At 64.7% G+C, this 14368-nt stretch carries 13 protein-coding genes and 1 tRNA gene; 4 read left to right on the top strand and 10 right to left on the bottom strand.

From position 1 onward, the window contains the following. Positions 1-49: 49 nt before the first annotated feature. The 5 genes from B8446_RS03160 to B8446_RS03180 form a co-directional block, all read right to left on the bottom strand. Positions 50-805 carry a TlyA family RNA methyltransferase gene (locus B8446_RS03160; protein WP_048847121.1) on the bottom strand — a complete coding sequence of 252 codons (756 nt, stop codon included), beginning with the start codon at positions 803-805 and terminating at the stop codon, positions 50-52. Between the two features lie 4 nt (positions 806-809). Continuing rightward, positions 810-2795, bottom strand: coding sequence for a 1-deoxy-D-xylulose-5-phosphate synthase (dxs, locus tag B8446_RS03165; RefSeq protein ID WP_048847123.1), 1986 nt, complete (start codon positions 2793-2795; stop codon positions 810-812). Positions 2796-2802: 7 nt separating this feature from the next. Then, positions 2803-3726, bottom strand: a complete 924-nt coding sequence (locus tag B8446_RS03170) for a polyprenyl synthetase family protein (protein WP_241767610.1) — start codon at positions 3724-3726, stop codon at positions 2803-2805. Then, on the bottom strand, positions 3723-3965 hold the full coding sequence (locus B8446_RS03175) for an exodeoxyribonuclease VII small subunit (RefSeq protein WP_048847125.1): 243 nt from the start codon (positions 3963-3965) through the stop codon (positions 3723-3725). The genes B8446_RS03170 and B8446_RS03175 overlap by 4 nt, the downstream gene beginning before the upstream one ends. A 246-nt stretch (positions 3966-4211) precedes the next feature. Next, positions 4212-4469: a sulfurtransferase TusA family protein gene (locus B8446_RS03180; RefSeq protein ID WP_241767611.1), complete on the bottom strand. Its 258-nt coding sequence runs from the start codon at positions 4467-4469 to the stop codon at positions 4212-4214. Between the two features lie 237 nt (positions 4470-4706). On the opposite strand from B8446_RS03180, the gene B8446_RS03185 reads away from it, so the two are divergent. Beyond that, a complete protein-coding gene (locus B8446_RS03185; RefSeq protein ID WP_048847127.1) occupies positions 4707-5609 on the top strand; it encodes an ROK family protein in 903 nt (300 codons plus the stop codon). Between the two features lie 683 nt (positions 5610-6292). On the opposite strand, the gene B8446_RS03190 is transcribed toward B8446_RS03185, so the two are convergent. Together B8446_RS03190 and B8446_RS03195 are read right to left on the bottom strand one after the other, a co-directional pair. Continuing rightward, entirely contained in the window at positions 6293-7093 is an 801-nt protein-coding gene (locus tag B8446_RS03190) for an RlmE family RNA methyltransferase (RefSeq protein WP_084712027.1), read from the bottom strand. Further along, positions 7090-8223 (bottom strand): Ppx/GppA phosphatase family protein, encoded by a 1134-nt coding sequence (locus B8446_RS03195; protein ID WP_084712028.1) that lies wholly within the window; start codon positions 8221-8223, stop codon positions 7090-7092. Before B8446_RS03195 ends, B8446_RS03190 begins: the two co-directional genes overlap by 4 nt. Positions 8224-8405: 182 nt before the next feature. On the opposite strand from B8446_RS03195, the gene B8446_RS03200 reads away from it, so the two are divergent. Continuing rightward, positions 8406-8479: transfer RNA gene (locus tag B8446_RS03200), tRNA-Gln, on the top strand. Positions 8480-8765: 286 nt separating this feature from the next. On the opposite strand, the gene B8446_RS03205 is transcribed toward B8446_RS03200, so the two are convergent. Next, positions 8766-9353, bottom strand: coding sequence for a nucleoside 2-deoxyribosyltransferase (locus B8446_RS03205; protein ID WP_048847393.1), 588 nt, complete (start codon positions 9351-9353; stop codon positions 8766-8768). 173 nt (positions 9354-9526) lie between these two features. Here B8446_RS03205 and guaB point away from each other — a divergent pair, with 173 nt between their 5' ends. Beyond that, complete coding sequence (guaB, locus tag B8446_RS03210; protein WP_084712029.1) at positions 9527-11056, top strand: IMP dehydrogenase; 1530 nt, start codon at positions 9527-9529, stop codon at positions 11054-11056. Between the two features lie 106 nt (positions 11057-11162). Here guaB and B8446_RS03215 read toward each other — a convergent pair whose 3' ends face one another. After that, positions 11163-12764, bottom strand: a complete 1602-nt coding sequence (locus B8446_RS03215; RefSeq protein WP_148505824.1) for a porin family protein — start codon at positions 12762-12764, stop codon at positions 11163-11165. Continuing rightward, positions 12727-13020, bottom strand: a complete 294-nt coding sequence (locus B8446_RS16215; RefSeq protein ID WP_158507518.1) for a hypothetical protein — start codon at positions 13018-13020, stop codon at positions 12727-12729. The genes B8446_RS03215 and B8446_RS16215 overlap by 38 nt, the downstream gene beginning before the upstream one ends. On the opposite strand from B8446_RS16215, the gene B8446_RS03220 reads away from it, so the two are divergent. Further along, positions 13019-14329 carry an RsmB/NOP family class I SAM-dependent RNA methyltransferase gene (locus tag B8446_RS03220; protein WP_048847131.1) on the top strand — a complete coding sequence of 437 codons (1311 nt, stop codon included), beginning with the start codon at positions 13019-13021 and terminating at the stop codon, positions 14327-14329. The genes B8446_RS16215 and B8446_RS03220 overlap by 2 nt on opposite strands. The last annotated feature ends 39 nt before the right edge of the window (positions 14330-14368 follow it).

Raw genomic sequence — 14368 nt, forward strand, 5'->3', positions numbered from 1 at the left:
CGGGCCTTCGCAGACGGAGCAGCGTCCTCCCGCGACTGGACCCGCGCCTTTAGGCGCCGGCCTCGCCAGCTTCGCGAACGGCGGCGATCAGAAACTCTCGGTTGCCTTCCGGGCCGGTAATCGGGCTGGTCGCGATACCCACGACCCGCCATCCCGGCAGGGTGCGCCACCAGGCCTCTATTTCGTCACACACACGCTGGTGGACGGCCGGATCGCGCACGACGCCTTTCGCACCGATTTCTGCGCGCCCCGCCTCGAACTGCGGCTTGATAAGCGCCACTGCCCAGGCCCCGGGCACGCACAAGCTGAGGCCCGCGGGCAGCACGGTCCGCAGGCCGATGAAGCTTGCGTCGCACACCAGCGCACCGATGGGTTCAGGGATCAGGTTTGCGTCGAGACCGCGAGCGTTCGTCTTTTCGAGAACGGTGACGCGCGGATCGGAACGCAGCTTCCAGGCAAGCTGGCCATGGCCGACGTCGACCGCGAAAACCCGCGCAGCGCCACGTGTCAGCAAAACATCCGTGAAGCCGCCGGTCGATGCGCCGACGTCCAGACAGATCCGTCCCGTCGCATCCAGGCCGAATTCCGTCATGGCGTGGTCGAGCTTCAGCCCGCCACGCGACACCCAGGGGTGATCCTGCCCCTTGAGGGAGACGGCGGCCTCCTCGGGCAGGAGGTCGCCGGCTTTTGCGATCCGCCGGTCGCCGTTATAGGCGAGGCCGGCGAGAATCAGTGCCTGCGCACGGGTCCGGCTCTCGACGAGGCCGCGCTCCACGAGGAGCTGATCGGCCCGACGTTTCGCCACGATTTCAGGCCGATTGCTGGGCCGCGATCTTCACGCCCAGCGCCGATGCCGCCGTCTCGGCGATATGACGCGCGTTGAGCCCAGCTTCGTCATACTGCGCTTCGGGCGTGTTGTGGTCGATGAACGTGTCGGGCAGTGCCATCGGCCGGAACTTGACCTGATCGAGCAGCCCGGTCTCTGCCAGATGACGCACGACGAGCGAGCTGAACCCGCCGGCAGCGCCTTCCTCGATCGTGATCAGCACGTCGTGTTCGCGTGCGAGTTGCTCCACCAGCGCCGTGTCGATCGGCTTGGCGAAACGCGCATCCGCGACCGTCGTCGCCAGTCCCTGGGCTGCCAGCAGATCGGCGGCCTTGAGCGATTCCTGAAGACGCGTGCCGAGGGAGAGGATCGCAATCCCGCCACGCGCATTTTCGCGCACGATGCGACCGCGTCCGATCGGCAGGACTTCACCCGCCTCGGGAAGATCAAGCCCGAGGCCGTTGCCACGCGGGTAACGGATCGCGGACGGACCGTCGTCATAGACACAGGCGGTTGCCGACATGTGCAGGAGTTCGACCTCGTCGCTCGGTGCCATGACGACCATGTTCGGCAGGCAGCAGAGATAGTTCAGATCGAACGAACCGGCATGCGTCGCGCCGTCCGCACCCACGAGACCTGCGCGGTCGATCGCGAAACGGACGGGCAGGTTCTGCAAGGCCACGTCATGCACGACCTGATCGTAGGCGCGCTGGAGGAACGTAGAATAGATGGCGCAGAACGGACGCAGGCCCTCGGTCGCCATGCCGGCCGCGAACGTCACGGCATGCTGCTCGGCAATACCCACGTCGAAGAAGCGCTCGGGATACGCCTTGGCGAAGGCGTCCAGTCCGGTGCCGCTCGGCATGGCTGCGGTGATAGCCACCAGCCGTTCATCGGTCGTCGCACGGCGAACCAGCTCGCGTCCGAACACCGATGTGTAGGACGGCGGGCCGGCCGGTGCCTTCTTCTGCTCACCGGTGATGACGTTGAAGCGGCTAACGGCGTGGTACTTGTCTCCTGCTGCTTCCGCCGGCTTGTAGCCGCGGCCCTTCTCGGTGATGACGTGCAGAAGGATCGGTCCCTTGTCGTCCGCATCGCGCAGGTTGCGCAGGATCGGGACGAGCTGGTTCAGGTCGTGACCATCGACCGGACCGACATAATAGAAGCCCAGCTCCTCGAACAACGTGCCGCCTGTGATCATGCCGCGTGCGAGTTCGTCGGCACGCTTGGCCGTGCGCTCGATCTTCGAGGGCAGGCGCTTGGCAACCTTGCCCGCCAGATCGCGCAATCCGAGGAACTGGCGCGACGACATCAGGCGCGACAGGTAATTCGACATCGAGCCGACGGGCGGCGCGATCGACATCTCGTTGTCGTTCAGGATGACGATCAGTCGACCGGCGCCCGGACCGGCGACGGCGGCATTGTTCATCGCCTCGTAGGCCATGCCCGCCGAAATCGATCCGTCACCGATGACCGCGATCACGTTGCGCTCGCGATAGCTCGGATCGTCTTCCGCGCGCAGGTGATGGGCAACCGCCATGCCGAGGCCCGCGGAGATCGATGTCGACGAGTGCGCCGCGCCGAACGGGTCGAACTCGCTCTCGGCGCGCCGGGTGAAACCCGAGAGCCCGCCCGGCTGTCGAAGGGTGCGAATCCGGTCGCGACGGCCCGTCAGGATCTTGTGCGGATAAGCCTGGTGGCCCACGTCCCACACGACGCGATCGTCAGGCGTATCGAAGACCGCATGAAGTGCCACGGTCAGCTCGACGACGCCCAGTGACGCGCCGAGGTGACCGCCGGTGGTCGAGACGGCATCCACGGTTTCCGAACGCAGCTCGTCGGCCAGCTGCTTCAGCTGATCGGCCGAGAGATTGCGCATGTCGTCAGGACCGCGCACCCGATCGAGAACCGGGTAACGGCCCATGGTCGGAATGCCGGAATTCGGGGTCGCGTTGTCGCTCTGGGACATGATCTTCTTAATTCCTGCGCTCGACGACGAACTGCGCCAGCGCCTTCAGATAATCGGCCGAGTGGCCGAACGGCTTCAGGTGGTCCTGGGCTTGCACGCAGAGACGCTGAGCCTCCGCGCCTGCGCCCTCGATCCCGAGCAGCGAGACATAGGTTGATTTCCCGGCGGCAAGATCCTTGCCCGCGGTCTTGCCGAGTTCCGCATCCGACGCCGTGGCATCGAGCACATCGTCGGCGACCTGGAACGCCGTGCCGATATCGCGGCCATAAGCCGCGATTCGTGCCCGCGCATCGGGGTCGGCCCGTCCGAGAATGGCGCCGGCTTCCGCCGCGTAGCGAATGAGCGCGCCGGTCTTGAGGGCATGAAGACGTCGCACGGCATCCAGTGCCAGCGACTTGCCTTCGCCCTGCATGTCGATCACCTGACCCCCGACCATCCCATGCGCGCCCGATGCCCGCGCGAGAGCAAGCGCGAGTTCGGCACGAATGGACGCATCCTCGTGCAGCGCAGGATCGACGAGCAGTTCGAACGCCATGGTCTGCAGCGCATCGCCCGCAAGGATGGCGGTGGCTTCGTCGAAGCGACGATGAGTCGATGGCTGACCGCGCCGCAGATCATCATCGTCCATCGCAGGAAGGTCATCATGAACGAGGCTGTAGGCGTGCAGCATCTCGACGGATGCCGCAACGCGCAGGGCGGCCTCTTCGGAGACCCCGAACAGCGACGCCGTCTGCAGCACGAGATAACCGCGCAGCCGCTTGCCCCCGCCGAGGACCGCATAGCGCATCGCCTCGAACAGGATCGCCTCGCTTCCGCCCGGAACGACGAGCACCGCATCGAGCGTCGCCTCGATCCGTGCTGCTGCATCGGAGAGGGACTGCTTCAGGGCCGCGGGCGAGATCCCGACTGCTTCTGCCATGGCTGCGCTCATCGACCGGCGTCTTCCAGTGTCTCGGATGCAACCGTGCCGTCCGCACGCTCCATGATCGCACGGACCCGCATGTCGGCTTCGCCGAGCTTGGCCTCGCAATGCTGACGCAGGGCCGCACCCTGCTCATAGGACGAGATCGCGTCTTCAAGCTTCATCTGGCCGCCTTCAAGATCGCGCACGATCCTTTCCAGCTCGGACAGGGCGTCCTCGAATGAAAGCCGCGAGATGTCTGCCGTCATGCTCCGCCCGATATCCTCTAACGTCTGTCTCTGCCTTGAAACGAGCGGCCCGACCTGCCGAAAGTCCGACATCTCGTGGAGGACTTGCGTATCCCGGAGCCGCATCGCCGCAGCATCAGTAACCAATACCTAATCTGGCGCAGGGATAGCCTCTCGCTACGCGTCCTGCCAAGTGCGCACCGCAATTCATGTCTTTTTCGCTACAGGCCGTGTCCGAATCGCCATGCCGGACGATTATGGATTTCGTCAGGGGCCCCGCCGCACGACGAACGACAAGGCACCGCCGTCCGCTTCCGAAAAAGCGACCAGAGCATGTCCGGTCTCCCGGCAGAATGCCTGGAAATCAGCGACACTGGCGCGGTCGGTCGCCAGAATGCGCAGCCGCTCGCCCGGCGACATCTCGCGCAGGATCCGGTTGGCCTTCAAGACCGGGAGGGGACAGGCGAGATCACGCGCGTCCAACACAAGATCGCGACTGGCTGCAGCCTTGGCGTCCATGGCCATCTGGCCGACATCCTTCCTGTTATGGTGCGGAGCACGGGTGAACCGCGATGCCGCAACCGCACGCATGGCGCAGCTTTCGCGTTCGTGTCAAAAGCCGCAAAAGTCACATCCGCTTCGCCTGCCGGGCCAGATTTGCACGGGCGCGTGGGCTTGCGCATCATGCGCGCCAATTCGTGGTCCGCGACGACGTCGCGTATCCGACCATCAACATGTTATCGCGGGAGCAGGGGTTCAGGCATGGCGAAAAATCGCATCGGCATCGATTTCGGGGGGACCAAGATCGAAATCGCGGTTCTGGATCCGTCGGGCGAGATGATCCTGCGTGAGCGCGTTGCCAATCCGGGCACGTACGATGCGGCGATCGTCGCCATTCGCGACCTTGTCGCGAGTGTGGAGGCCCGTCTGGGGACCTGCACGGTCGGCATCGGTATCCCCGGCGCGATCTCACCCGATACCGGACTGATCAAGAACGCAAATGCCACATGGCTGAACAACCAGCCCTTCGGTCGTGATCTGGATAGCGCGCTCGATCGGACCGTGCGCGTGGACAACGATGCGAACTGTTTTGCGCTGTCCGAAGCGGTGGACGGCGCAGGTGCTGGAAAGGCCGTGGTGTTCGGCGTGATCGTCGGAACCGGAATGGGGGCCGGGATCGTGGCGAACGGCAAGCTGCTGGAAGGCCTGCATCGGATCGCGGGCGAGTGGGGACACGTGCCGTTGCCTTGGCCGCGCCTCGAAGAATTCCCGATGCCGAAGTGCTTCTGCGGCAATGAAGGATGTCTCGAGCGCTACCTCAGCGGATCCGCTCTGGCTCAGGACTGGAAAGGCTCCGGCAACCGCAGCACCGCCGGAATCGAGGACGCTGCCGCAAACGGAGATCTTGCTGCATCGGGCGCGCTCGATCGCTACATGGACCGCATGGCGCGCGCCTGCGCACTGGCCATCAATTTCCTCGATCCGGATGCCATCGTTCTGGGCGGCGGCGTCTCGAACCTGGCGTCGATCTATGAGCGCGTGCCGCTCCTGCTGCCGCGCTACGTGATCACTCCGAAATGCAACACGCCGATCGTCAAGAACAAGCACGGCGACAGCTCGGGCGTTCGCGGCGCTGCATGGTTGTGGAGCGAACCCGCCGAATAGTGCGCCGGGGCAGGAGAACGTGCCCCAAAGTTCGACAACCGCTGACAACTGAATGGATCGCAAGCCGGTCAGGCAATTTCGAGCCGGCCATCTGCGGAATTGGGCATGCTGCTCCGCCTCGTTCGCATGATCGTCTTGCGGCACCCTGCCGCCCCGCATCGGATCCGGTGGCGCAGCATGTGCGGCAGGCGGCGTGAACTTTCGATCAAGTGCTGCGGCCGTGCTGCACAAGCGGCATCGCATCAGCCACAATTGCGGAGCGGCGCGACATATGGACGCAGGCCTCGGCTGGATAGCGGAGCGGCTCTGCGTTCCTTGTTTCAACCGACGGCAAATCATCACCGGGCGAACAGCCGTTTTTTGGATTGCGGGATTCAAGATGCGGTTCCGCCTTGGACGCGTCCGCGCATGATGAACACGGCCTGCGAGGTCAAATGCGTAGGCATGACGACACATCCGCTCGAACGCTATTCTGGGGGGACCCAGAACACGCAGCCCACGACAAAAAGCCTGCAATCCGATCGACGCGCGCGGACGGAGGATTCATGGTCGAGCCATCGACCGTTTACGGCCCGTCGTGCTTTTTCCTCGGCAGCCACTCAACGATCCGTCGGCAAATATAGCGACGTCTCGTCACGCCCGAGCCAGATGCGGTTTCCGGGCGGGCTTGTAAGGGACGCCGGTCAGAGACGCTCGGGGCGAAATCCGGTGGCAACCACGTAGAGCTCGCTGGATTCCTTGCGTGACGCCGGCGGCTTCACATGGCGGACCGTTGCAAAGGCCCGCTTCATGGAATCGAGCATCTGTCGCTCGGACCCACCCTGGAACACCTTGGCGATGAAACTGCCGCCTTCGGCCAGAACCTCGGTCGCGAAATCAAGCGCACCTTCGGCCAGCCCCATGATCCGCATGTGGTCGGTTGCGGAATGGCCGGTGGTATTCGGCGCCATGTCGGACATGACGAGGTCCGCCGGACCACCGAGCAGATCGATCAGCCGCTGCGGCATCTCGGGATCGGTAAAATCTCCCTCGACCAGTGTCGCACCCGATACGGGATCAACCGGCAGGAGGTCCACACCCGCGACCTGCGCCGCGCCACGCTTGACCGCGACCTGAGCCCAACCACCCGGAGCTGCGCCCAGATCGATGATTCGCATGCCGGGCCGGATCAGGTGAAACCGGTCGTCGATTTCGATCAGCTTGAAGGCCGCACGCGACCGCCAGCCCTCGCGGCGGGCCGCGGCAACGTAAGGGTCGTTGAGCTGACGGGCCAGCCAGCGCTGCTGTGCCGTGGTACGACCGCGCGCCGTCTTGAGCGACACGGATTTGGCGCCGCGCGTGTGAACGGCCGCGCCGTCGGTCGCGCTGTCACTTCCGCCGGGCGCACTGGAGCTTTTCAGTGCCTTGCCCGGAACGCGAGCGATCTTCGCGCCAGCCTTCGACGATTTCCCCGGTCCGGGCTTCTGCGTGTCTTTCTCGGTCATGGCGCCGATATGGCGGCCCCGGCGCCCGGTGGCAACGATCGTCTGCCGCGGTAGCCACTTTCCGGCATCCGCGCCACGGGGGCCCGACCAGGGGGGCGGTCACGCGCCATGCGCAGCAGCATCCCATCACGCAGTCCGCGGTCCGCGATCGTCACGTCCGCAACCGGCCAGCGCCGATGGACCGCCTCGAAGATGGCGCAGCCAGGCAGAACGTAGGTTTCCCGTTCCGGCCCGACGAACGGATGAGCCGCAAGGCCACCGGCGGGCAGGGCGCGGAGCAGTTCGATCGCACCGATCGCCGACTGGCTTGGAATCGTCGTGCCGTCGACTGCGCTGCGGCTGTATCGCGGAAGGCCCAAGGCAATGCCGGCCAGCGTCGTAACCGTACCGCTCGTGCCCAGCAGACGGACATTGCCCTGGCCGATCTCCCGGCTGATGCGATGAATGCTCTCGAACTCGCGCAGATGATCGCTGACGAGATCGACCATACGGCGATAATGACGCGCCCCGCCGTCGTCGGCCGATCGGCCACCAAATAATTCCGAAAGGGTGATCACGCCGATCGGGACGCTGATGTAGCCGATCAGATCATGGCGGCGACGCTGCTGATCGATCCGCACCCAGGCGATTTCAGTCGAGCCGCCGCCAATATCGAACAGAACGCCACGCGCCTCTGATCGGTCGGGCGCATGCAGCAGCGACGCGCAGCTCTCGATGGCAAGCTCGGCTTCCTCGCGCGCGGAAATGACGTCGATCCGCAGACCGGTCTCCTCGCGCACGCGGTCGAGGAAGGCCGGCCCGTTCTCGGCCCGCCGGCAAGCCTCGGTCGCAACGCCGCGAAGGGTGCGCAGCTTCCAGTGCCGCACGCGTCCTGCGCAGGCACGCAGTGCCTCGATCGTGCGCTCCATGGCGTTGTCGGACAGGCGGCCAGTGCTCTGCAGGCCTTCGCCGAGGCGTACCGTGCGGTTGAAACTGTCGACAACGCGGAATCCACGGCCGGCGCGCGTTGCAATCATCATGCGGCAGTTGTTGGTGCCCAGATCCAGCGCCCCGAAGAACGCACCTTGCGCGTCACGGTCCGGCGAGCGGCCGGAGGAGGGGTGGGTTCCCTGACGCATGGTGGTGTTCATTGGGCGGCTCCCGGAGGGCGCGCAACGACCCTCGTCATCGACTTTGCGGCCAGCGGGTCGGGGTCGCAAGATAATTATGACAGTTTGGTAAAACGTGCGGCGGTGATGTTTTCGGCGATCGGACGCTTGCCAGCCCGCATGCACTTTGGTAATCCCCCGACCACGCCACACGGCGCACCGCTTGGGAGATAGTTTAGCGGTAGAACTACCGGCTCTGACCCGGTCAGCCCTGGTTCGAATCCAGGTCTCCCAGCCATTCATTAAATAATGCGATGTTGCGGCGGCCAGCGCGAGGCTAACTGCCTCCGCCGCCGCCCTGCATGTAAAAGCCACCGTGATGCCGGGGGGCCGTCTGGCCCAGTCCCGTCGCATCCGGTTCCCGCGTCGCGCTGCAGCCGATCTGACATGCCAGCGTGCCCAGGCATGTCAGGCAGACGACTGCCCGTGCTATGTTTCGTGTCGCTCTACACATAACCCGATCCAGTCAGTTTTTTTTGTGCCCGGACGCACAGGGCCGCCTCGCGACGTCTTTCCGGATGGCGCTACAGCCGCGCTGCAAGCGTCATGGCCGCCTTCTCGAACGCCTCTTCCAGCGTGGGGGCACCTGAGATCCTGCCGCCTGACAGGGTGATGAACCCATCGACCATCCCGTTCTGGGCCATGCCGTCGGAATGGACGAGGATTCCGTCAGGGTCCTCCAGCGAGCCGGAACCGATGTCGCCCGCATTCTCGCGCGGACGAAGCTCAAATCCCCACGCCTCGCGCCAGTAGCTTTCGACCTTGGCGCCATAGGGGCGCGGATCGGCGGTATATCCTTCGAGCGGCTTGCGCTGTGCATGCATGTAGCCGATCTCGACGGCCGTGCCCGGGTCCATGTCGGCCGCGCGTCGAAAGGGATCGATGCAGAACAGGCCGGCCACGCAGCGATCCATCAGGTCGCGATCGGCCTCGATGATTTTCATCGTCGTCTCGCGGGATGGCGCCAGACCGCGCACCGCATCCTGACCATCGAACGGCGCGCATCCCTCGAGGCCGTGACGTGCGCAGATCGCCTTCAAACGCGCGAACAGTCCCAAGGCATCGGGACGAAAGACGAGATCGCCGGCGAGGTAGACGAGAGGTGCGGTCATGAAAGGCATATCCGGCAGTTTGAAAGGCATGAAGATCGCGCGGTGCGCGCCAACTCACAATCCTGTTTCCTTTTGCCGTCCATTTGCTCTAAGGAGAGCCGCCAACGGTCGGGTGCCGACGTTGCTCGGCTCTCCCGCCCAATCCTTGATGCGAGCGAGAGAGACGGTTGGCCATGACAGCTCCCTATTCCCTGACCGGCGAGACGGATTCGAGCCTGAGTGCGTCCCGGCGTTTCACGCATGATCGAATCCGCGAGGCCCTGGCATTCGACGACGTGCTGGTCGAGCCCGCCGAATCGAATGTGCTGCCCAGCCAGACGTCTACGCGCACGAAGCTGACGCGCTCCATCGAACTGTCGATTCCCCTGATGTCGTCCGCGATGGATACCGTCACGGAAGATGCGATGGCGATCGCCATGGCCCAGCAGGGCGGCATGGGCGTCATCCACAAGAATCTGTCGATCGAGGAACAGGCGGAGCATGTCCGCCGCGTGAAGCGTTTCGAATCGGGCATGGTGGTGAACCCGGTCACGGTCGGGCCGGACCAGACGCTGGCCGAAGTGCACGCCATCATGGGCCGCCACGGCGTATCGGGCCTGCCGGTGGTCGAGCCCGGCAGCGGCCGTCTGGTCGGCATCCTGACCAACCGCGACATGCGCTTCACCCTCGATCCCGACACGCGCGTGCGCGACATGATGACGCATGACGGCCTCGTCACCGTTCAGGGCGGCGCAAGCCCGGACGAGGCACGTGAACTTCTGCACAAGCACCGGATCGAGAAGCTTCTCGTTGTGGATGAAGGCCATCGTTGCGTTGGCCTCATCACGGTCAAGGACATGGACAAGGCCGTCGCACATCCGCTGGCCATCAAGGACGGGCTCGGTCGCCTGCGCTGCGCGGCGGCGACCGGCGTCGGTGAAGACGGCATGACGCGCGCCCGGGCACTGATCGAGGCGGGCGTCGACGTTGTCGTGATCGACACGGCACATGGCCACTCGCGCGGCGTGCTTGATGCGGTCTCCCGCATCAAGGCGCTTTCGGGCGAGGTTCAGGTGATCGCAGGCAATGTCGCGACCCCTGAGGCGGCGCTTGCGTTGATCGAGGCCGGTGCGGACTGCGTGAAGATCGGCATCGGGCCGGGTTCGATCTGCACGACGCGCGTCGTGGCAGGCGTGGGCGTGCCGCAGTTCTCGGCCGTCATGGAAACCTCGGCCGCAAGCCACGAGCGCGGCGTGTCCGCGATTGCCGACGGCGGCATCCGCACGTCGGGCGACATCGTCAAGGCGATCGGCGCGGGTGCCGACGTGGTGATGGTCGGCTCGCTGCTGGCGGGTTGCGAGGAAAGCCCAGGCGAGGTCTTTCTCTATCAGGGGCGGTCGTACAAGGCCTATCGCGGCATGGGCAGCCTCGGCGCCATGGCGCGCGGTTCGGCGGATCGTTACTTCCAGCAGGAAGTGAAGGAAACGCTGAAGATGGTGCCGGAAGGTATCGAGGGGCAGGTGCCGTACAAGGGCGGGATGGCAGCGGTCGTGCATCAGCTTGTGGGCGGACTGCGTGCTGGCATGGGCTATACGGGGTCGGCCACGATCGCCGACCTGCAGGTCCGGACACGCTTCCGCCGCATCACCAATGCGGGCCTGCGCGAGAGCCACGTCCATGACGTGACGATCACCCGCGAAGCCCCGAACTATCGTCAGGACTGACGTCCGGTACCGGCCCGGTCACTGAACGACCGGGCCGCCTCGTTATGTAGCGGTCATATCGCCAGATCGAATACAGAGCGCGATGTCCGCGCCCCGGTGTATTGCGTCAGAAGAACAGCGCGGCGCCGAGCGACATCGTGTCGTCCGCTTCATGGTTCGGCCCGTGAGCCGCAGACCGCGTATGGGCATATTCGCCCAGCAATGTCAGCCAGTCCGTCAGGTTGTAGTAAAGTGCGCCGACCTCGGACTCGTTTCGGCGTACGAGCAGCGGGTCGTTCTCGCCAGGCACCTGATACAGGTTGCTGGTGCCATAGCTTCCGACCAGCTTCAGGCGCGGCAGGATCTTGTAGGCACCCTGTACATAATAACCTTCCGACGCGCGCTTGCGCCCGGACGCGTTGATCCCGTCGAAGAACAGGCCCGTCGTGCCAAGGCCGCTGCCATAATAATAGTAGGCGACGCCTTCGAACCGTCCGAGCGTGATCTTGGTGCCGATGTCACCGGCCTCGACGGTCGCGCTGCGGTTCGTGCTGGCGGCGATGCTCCCGCTGGTCAGGTGCTGCTGATGCTGGACAAGGAAGCTCGACCAGATACGGGTCGTGAGCGCGCCAATGGTGAAATCGTAGGTGACCTTGCCCTGAATCATGGGCGACGAATGTTGCGAGTTCAGCGCCGAGTAGCTCGTGCCTGAAGGATTGAGCCCCGCGTAGTCGAATTCGTCGAGCGGCGTGAAGATGCCGACCGTTGCCTGAACACCGTGATACTTCGGCGACATGTAGGAGATCTGGGGAATCCAGTCGGCATAGACGTAGCCGACGCCGATTCGACCAAGCGACGTATTGGCCGGATTGGCATTGCTGCCGGTCGAGCCGACGCTCAACAGCGTCGCATCGTTCAGGATCGCGTCGGATCCGAACAGCCCCAGATCACGACCGACCTTGAACGTGCCGATGTCCTTGTTGCCGACGGTCGCAAACACCTGACGAACATCGAGCCCGGCGGTCCCAAGGCCGACCGGACTGCCGCCGGAATTGGCGTTGAAGGCGCCCGGGTCATTGTTGTTCAGACCGGGATAAAATCCGAAATTCGCCGACAGGTCGAGCCCGTCCTGCGTCGTGCTGAGCTTCACCAGCAGCCCCGCCGGTAGCAGGCCGTTGCGTACACCGGACGTATCGAAGCCGGAATTGCCAGTCGATACGCCGCCAGCCACGGGCATGCCGCCTTCGGGGCTGTTGAACGTGTAGAACCCGTTCACGAAGCCTGAGAAATTGATGTCGATCGGTCCGGCCTGAAACGTGACGCCCTTGCCGGGAACGTATTTCGCGACCCGCACGATACTTGGGCTGTTCATCTCGGATCGCGTGGACAGCAGGGCTTGCTGTGCCGCGGCAGCACTTGCCTGGGCCTGGGCCGCCGCGCTGCGGGCCTGGGCGAGGGCAACCTGCGTGTCGTCGGGTGCTTCGGATACGGCCGGGAGATGCCGGACACTTCCGCCGTGCACCCCATGCGGCCTGTCCGCGGCCGCGATACGTGTTCGGGGCGTATCCGCATGACGGGCGGACACTTCAGCCTCGCGTAGATGGCGCAGGTGTTTGGCGAGCAGTCCGTTATATTCGGCAGAGGTCAGGCTGCCCTTGATCTTCAGAATATCCAGAAGATCGGTATAGTCGTCAGCGCGCGCCTCCGATGCATAAATGAACGCTGACATGCCGACGGCGCAACATGTAACGACCCGGTGTCGCCAGAATAAAGACGGTGACATCTTGCACACCAATGTCGGGATGTATCTTTACCGCAATGCCCGACTGCATGGCGGTCTCTTCCCTGTATTCAGTTTCGTGTCTCAAATGGCACTGAATGACAAATGGGTTTTGCGTGATACCCGTGAAACGTTCCGACACATTTTCGTGATGATGGCTGTCTGATTTCAACCGGGCGTGATGTGGGCTAAGAACCTGCCGCATGACGCCTGCTGCCCGACTCTCCGCTGCCATCGAACTGCTCTGCGCCATCGAGTCCGCCCCGCGGCGGCCGGCCGATGCGGTTGCCAACGCATTTTTCCGGGACCGCCGCTTCATCGGCGGCGGGGATCGCCGCGCGATTTCCGCGCTGACCTGGGCGACACTACGTGGATGGCGACGGCTGAACTGGCACCTGCGGGATGTGCCGGGAGGTGCTTCGCCGAGGCTTCTGGTCGCTGCCGCGATCCTGCTGGCCGATGCCGCCGGAGATGTGCCTCAACAAGGCTTTTCGGAGGTATCGGCGCTGTTTGACGGATCGCGCTTCGCCCCCGATCCGTTGAGCCCACGTGAGGCATTGGCGCTCCAGTCGGTTGCGCGCAGCACGCTCGATGACCCGGCCATGCCGCGCGCCATACGCTTCGAGATCCCCGAGTGGCTCGAACCGGCGCTCGGTGCGCAGTTCGGGGACGCGTTCGAGACCGAAATGGCCGCGTTGCTACAGCCCGCACCGCTCGACCTGCGGGTCAACCTGCTGCGCGGCACACGCGACGAGGCGGCACGCGCGCTTCGCCGGGAGAAGCTCGCGGCGACGCCGACCCCTCTGTCGCCCTGGGGACTCCGCCTTGCCGGACGCCAGCCGATCACTGCCGCTTCCGCGTTCAAGTCGGGTCTCGTCGAAATTCAGGACGAGGGCAGCCAGTTGATCGCGGCAGCGGTCAGTGCCGGACCGGACATGCGCGTCCTGGATTACTGCGCGGGCGCGGGCGGCAAGACACTGGCGCTTGCGATGTGCATGGACAATCGGGGGCATATCGTCGCGTGCGACGTGTCAGAAGCGCGGCTCGAAGGCGCGGTGAAGCGGCTGCGTCGGGCGGGCGTACACAATGCCGAGCGGCATCTGCTGGTATCCGGTGACAAATGGGCCAAGCGGCGGGCAGGGAGCTTCGATCGGGTGCTTGTGGATGCGCCCTGCTCCGGCACGGGCACATGGCGGCGTAACCCCGATGCGCGTCGCCGGTTTTCCGAAAACGATCTCGCGGAGCTGCGCGTCAAGCAGTCCGAGATTCTGGATCGCGCGGCAGGCCTCGTCCGTCCGGGCGGGCGACTGGTCTATGCAACGTGTTCACTGCTTGCCGCCGAAAATGCGGATCAGGTACGCGCGTTCCTGTCGCGGCGCCCTGACTACACGATGGGGGCGGTTGACGGACCGAACTGGCCGGCGGCTCTCGACGGTGCCGGCATGGTGTCCCTGACCCCGGCCCAGCATGAAACGGATGGATTTTTCGTCTGCGTTCTTCAGCGAGCGGCATGACGCGCGACTGGCGTGACACCACCAAGCCGGGCACTCTGA

Origin of the sequence: Tanticharoenia sakaeratensis NBRC 103193, assembly GCF_000963885.1 — a bacterium.
GTDB classification, from domain to species: Bacteria; Pseudomonadota; Alphaproteobacteria; order Acetobacterales; family Acetobacteraceae; genus Tanticharoenia; species Tanticharoenia sakaeratensis.

Excerpts from the sequence above, each read along its gene's own strand:
- dxs (WP_048847123.1), bottom strand. The coding sequence starts at position 2,795 with ATGTCCCAGAGCGACAACGCGACCCCGAATTCCGGCATTCCGACCATG.
- B8446_RS03170 (WP_241767610.1), bottom strand. The coding sequence starts at position 3,726 with ATGAGCGCAGCCATGGCAGAAGCAGTCGGGATCTCGCCCGCGGCCCTG.
- B8446_RS03175 (WP_048847125.1), bottom strand. The coding sequence starts at position 3,965 with ATGACGGCAGACATCTCGCGGCTTTCATTCGAGGACGCCCTGTCCGAG.
- B8446_RS03180 (WP_241767611.1), bottom strand. The coding sequence starts at position 4,469 with ATGGCCATGGACGCCAAGGCTGCAGCCAGTCGCGATCTTGTGTTGGAC.
- B8446_RS03185 (WP_048847127.1), top strand. The coding sequence starts at position 4,707 with ATGGCGAAAAATCGCATCGGCATCGATTTCGGGGGGACCAAGATCGAA.
- B8446_RS03190 (WP_084712027.1), bottom strand. The coding sequence starts at position 7,093 with ATGACCGAGAAAGACACGCAGAAGCCCGGACCGGGGAAATCGTCGAAG.
- B8446_RS03195 (WP_084712028.1), bottom strand. The coding sequence starts at position 8,223 with ATGAACACCACCATGCGTCAGGGAACCCACCCCTCCTCCGGCCGCTCG.
- B8446_RS03205 (WP_048847393.1), bottom strand. The coding sequence starts at position 9,353 with ATGACCGCACCTCTCGTCTACCTCGCCGGCGATCTCGTCTTTCGTCCC.
- guaB (WP_084712029.1), top strand. The coding sequence starts at position 9,527 with ATGACAGCTCCCTATTCCCTGACCGGCGAGACGGATTCGAGCCTGAGT.
- B8446_RS03215 (WP_148505824.1), bottom strand. The coding sequence starts at position 12,764 with ATGTCAGCGTTCATTTATGCATCGGAGGCGCGCGCTGACGACTATACC.
- B8446_RS03220 (WP_048847131.1), top strand. The coding sequence starts at position 13,019 with ATGACGCCTGCTGCCCGACTCTCCGCTGCCATCGAACTGCTCTGCGCC.
- B8446_RS16215 (WP_158507518.1), bottom strand. The coding sequence starts at position 13,020 with ATGCGGCAGGTTCTTAGCCCACATCACGCCCGGTTGAAATCAGACAGC.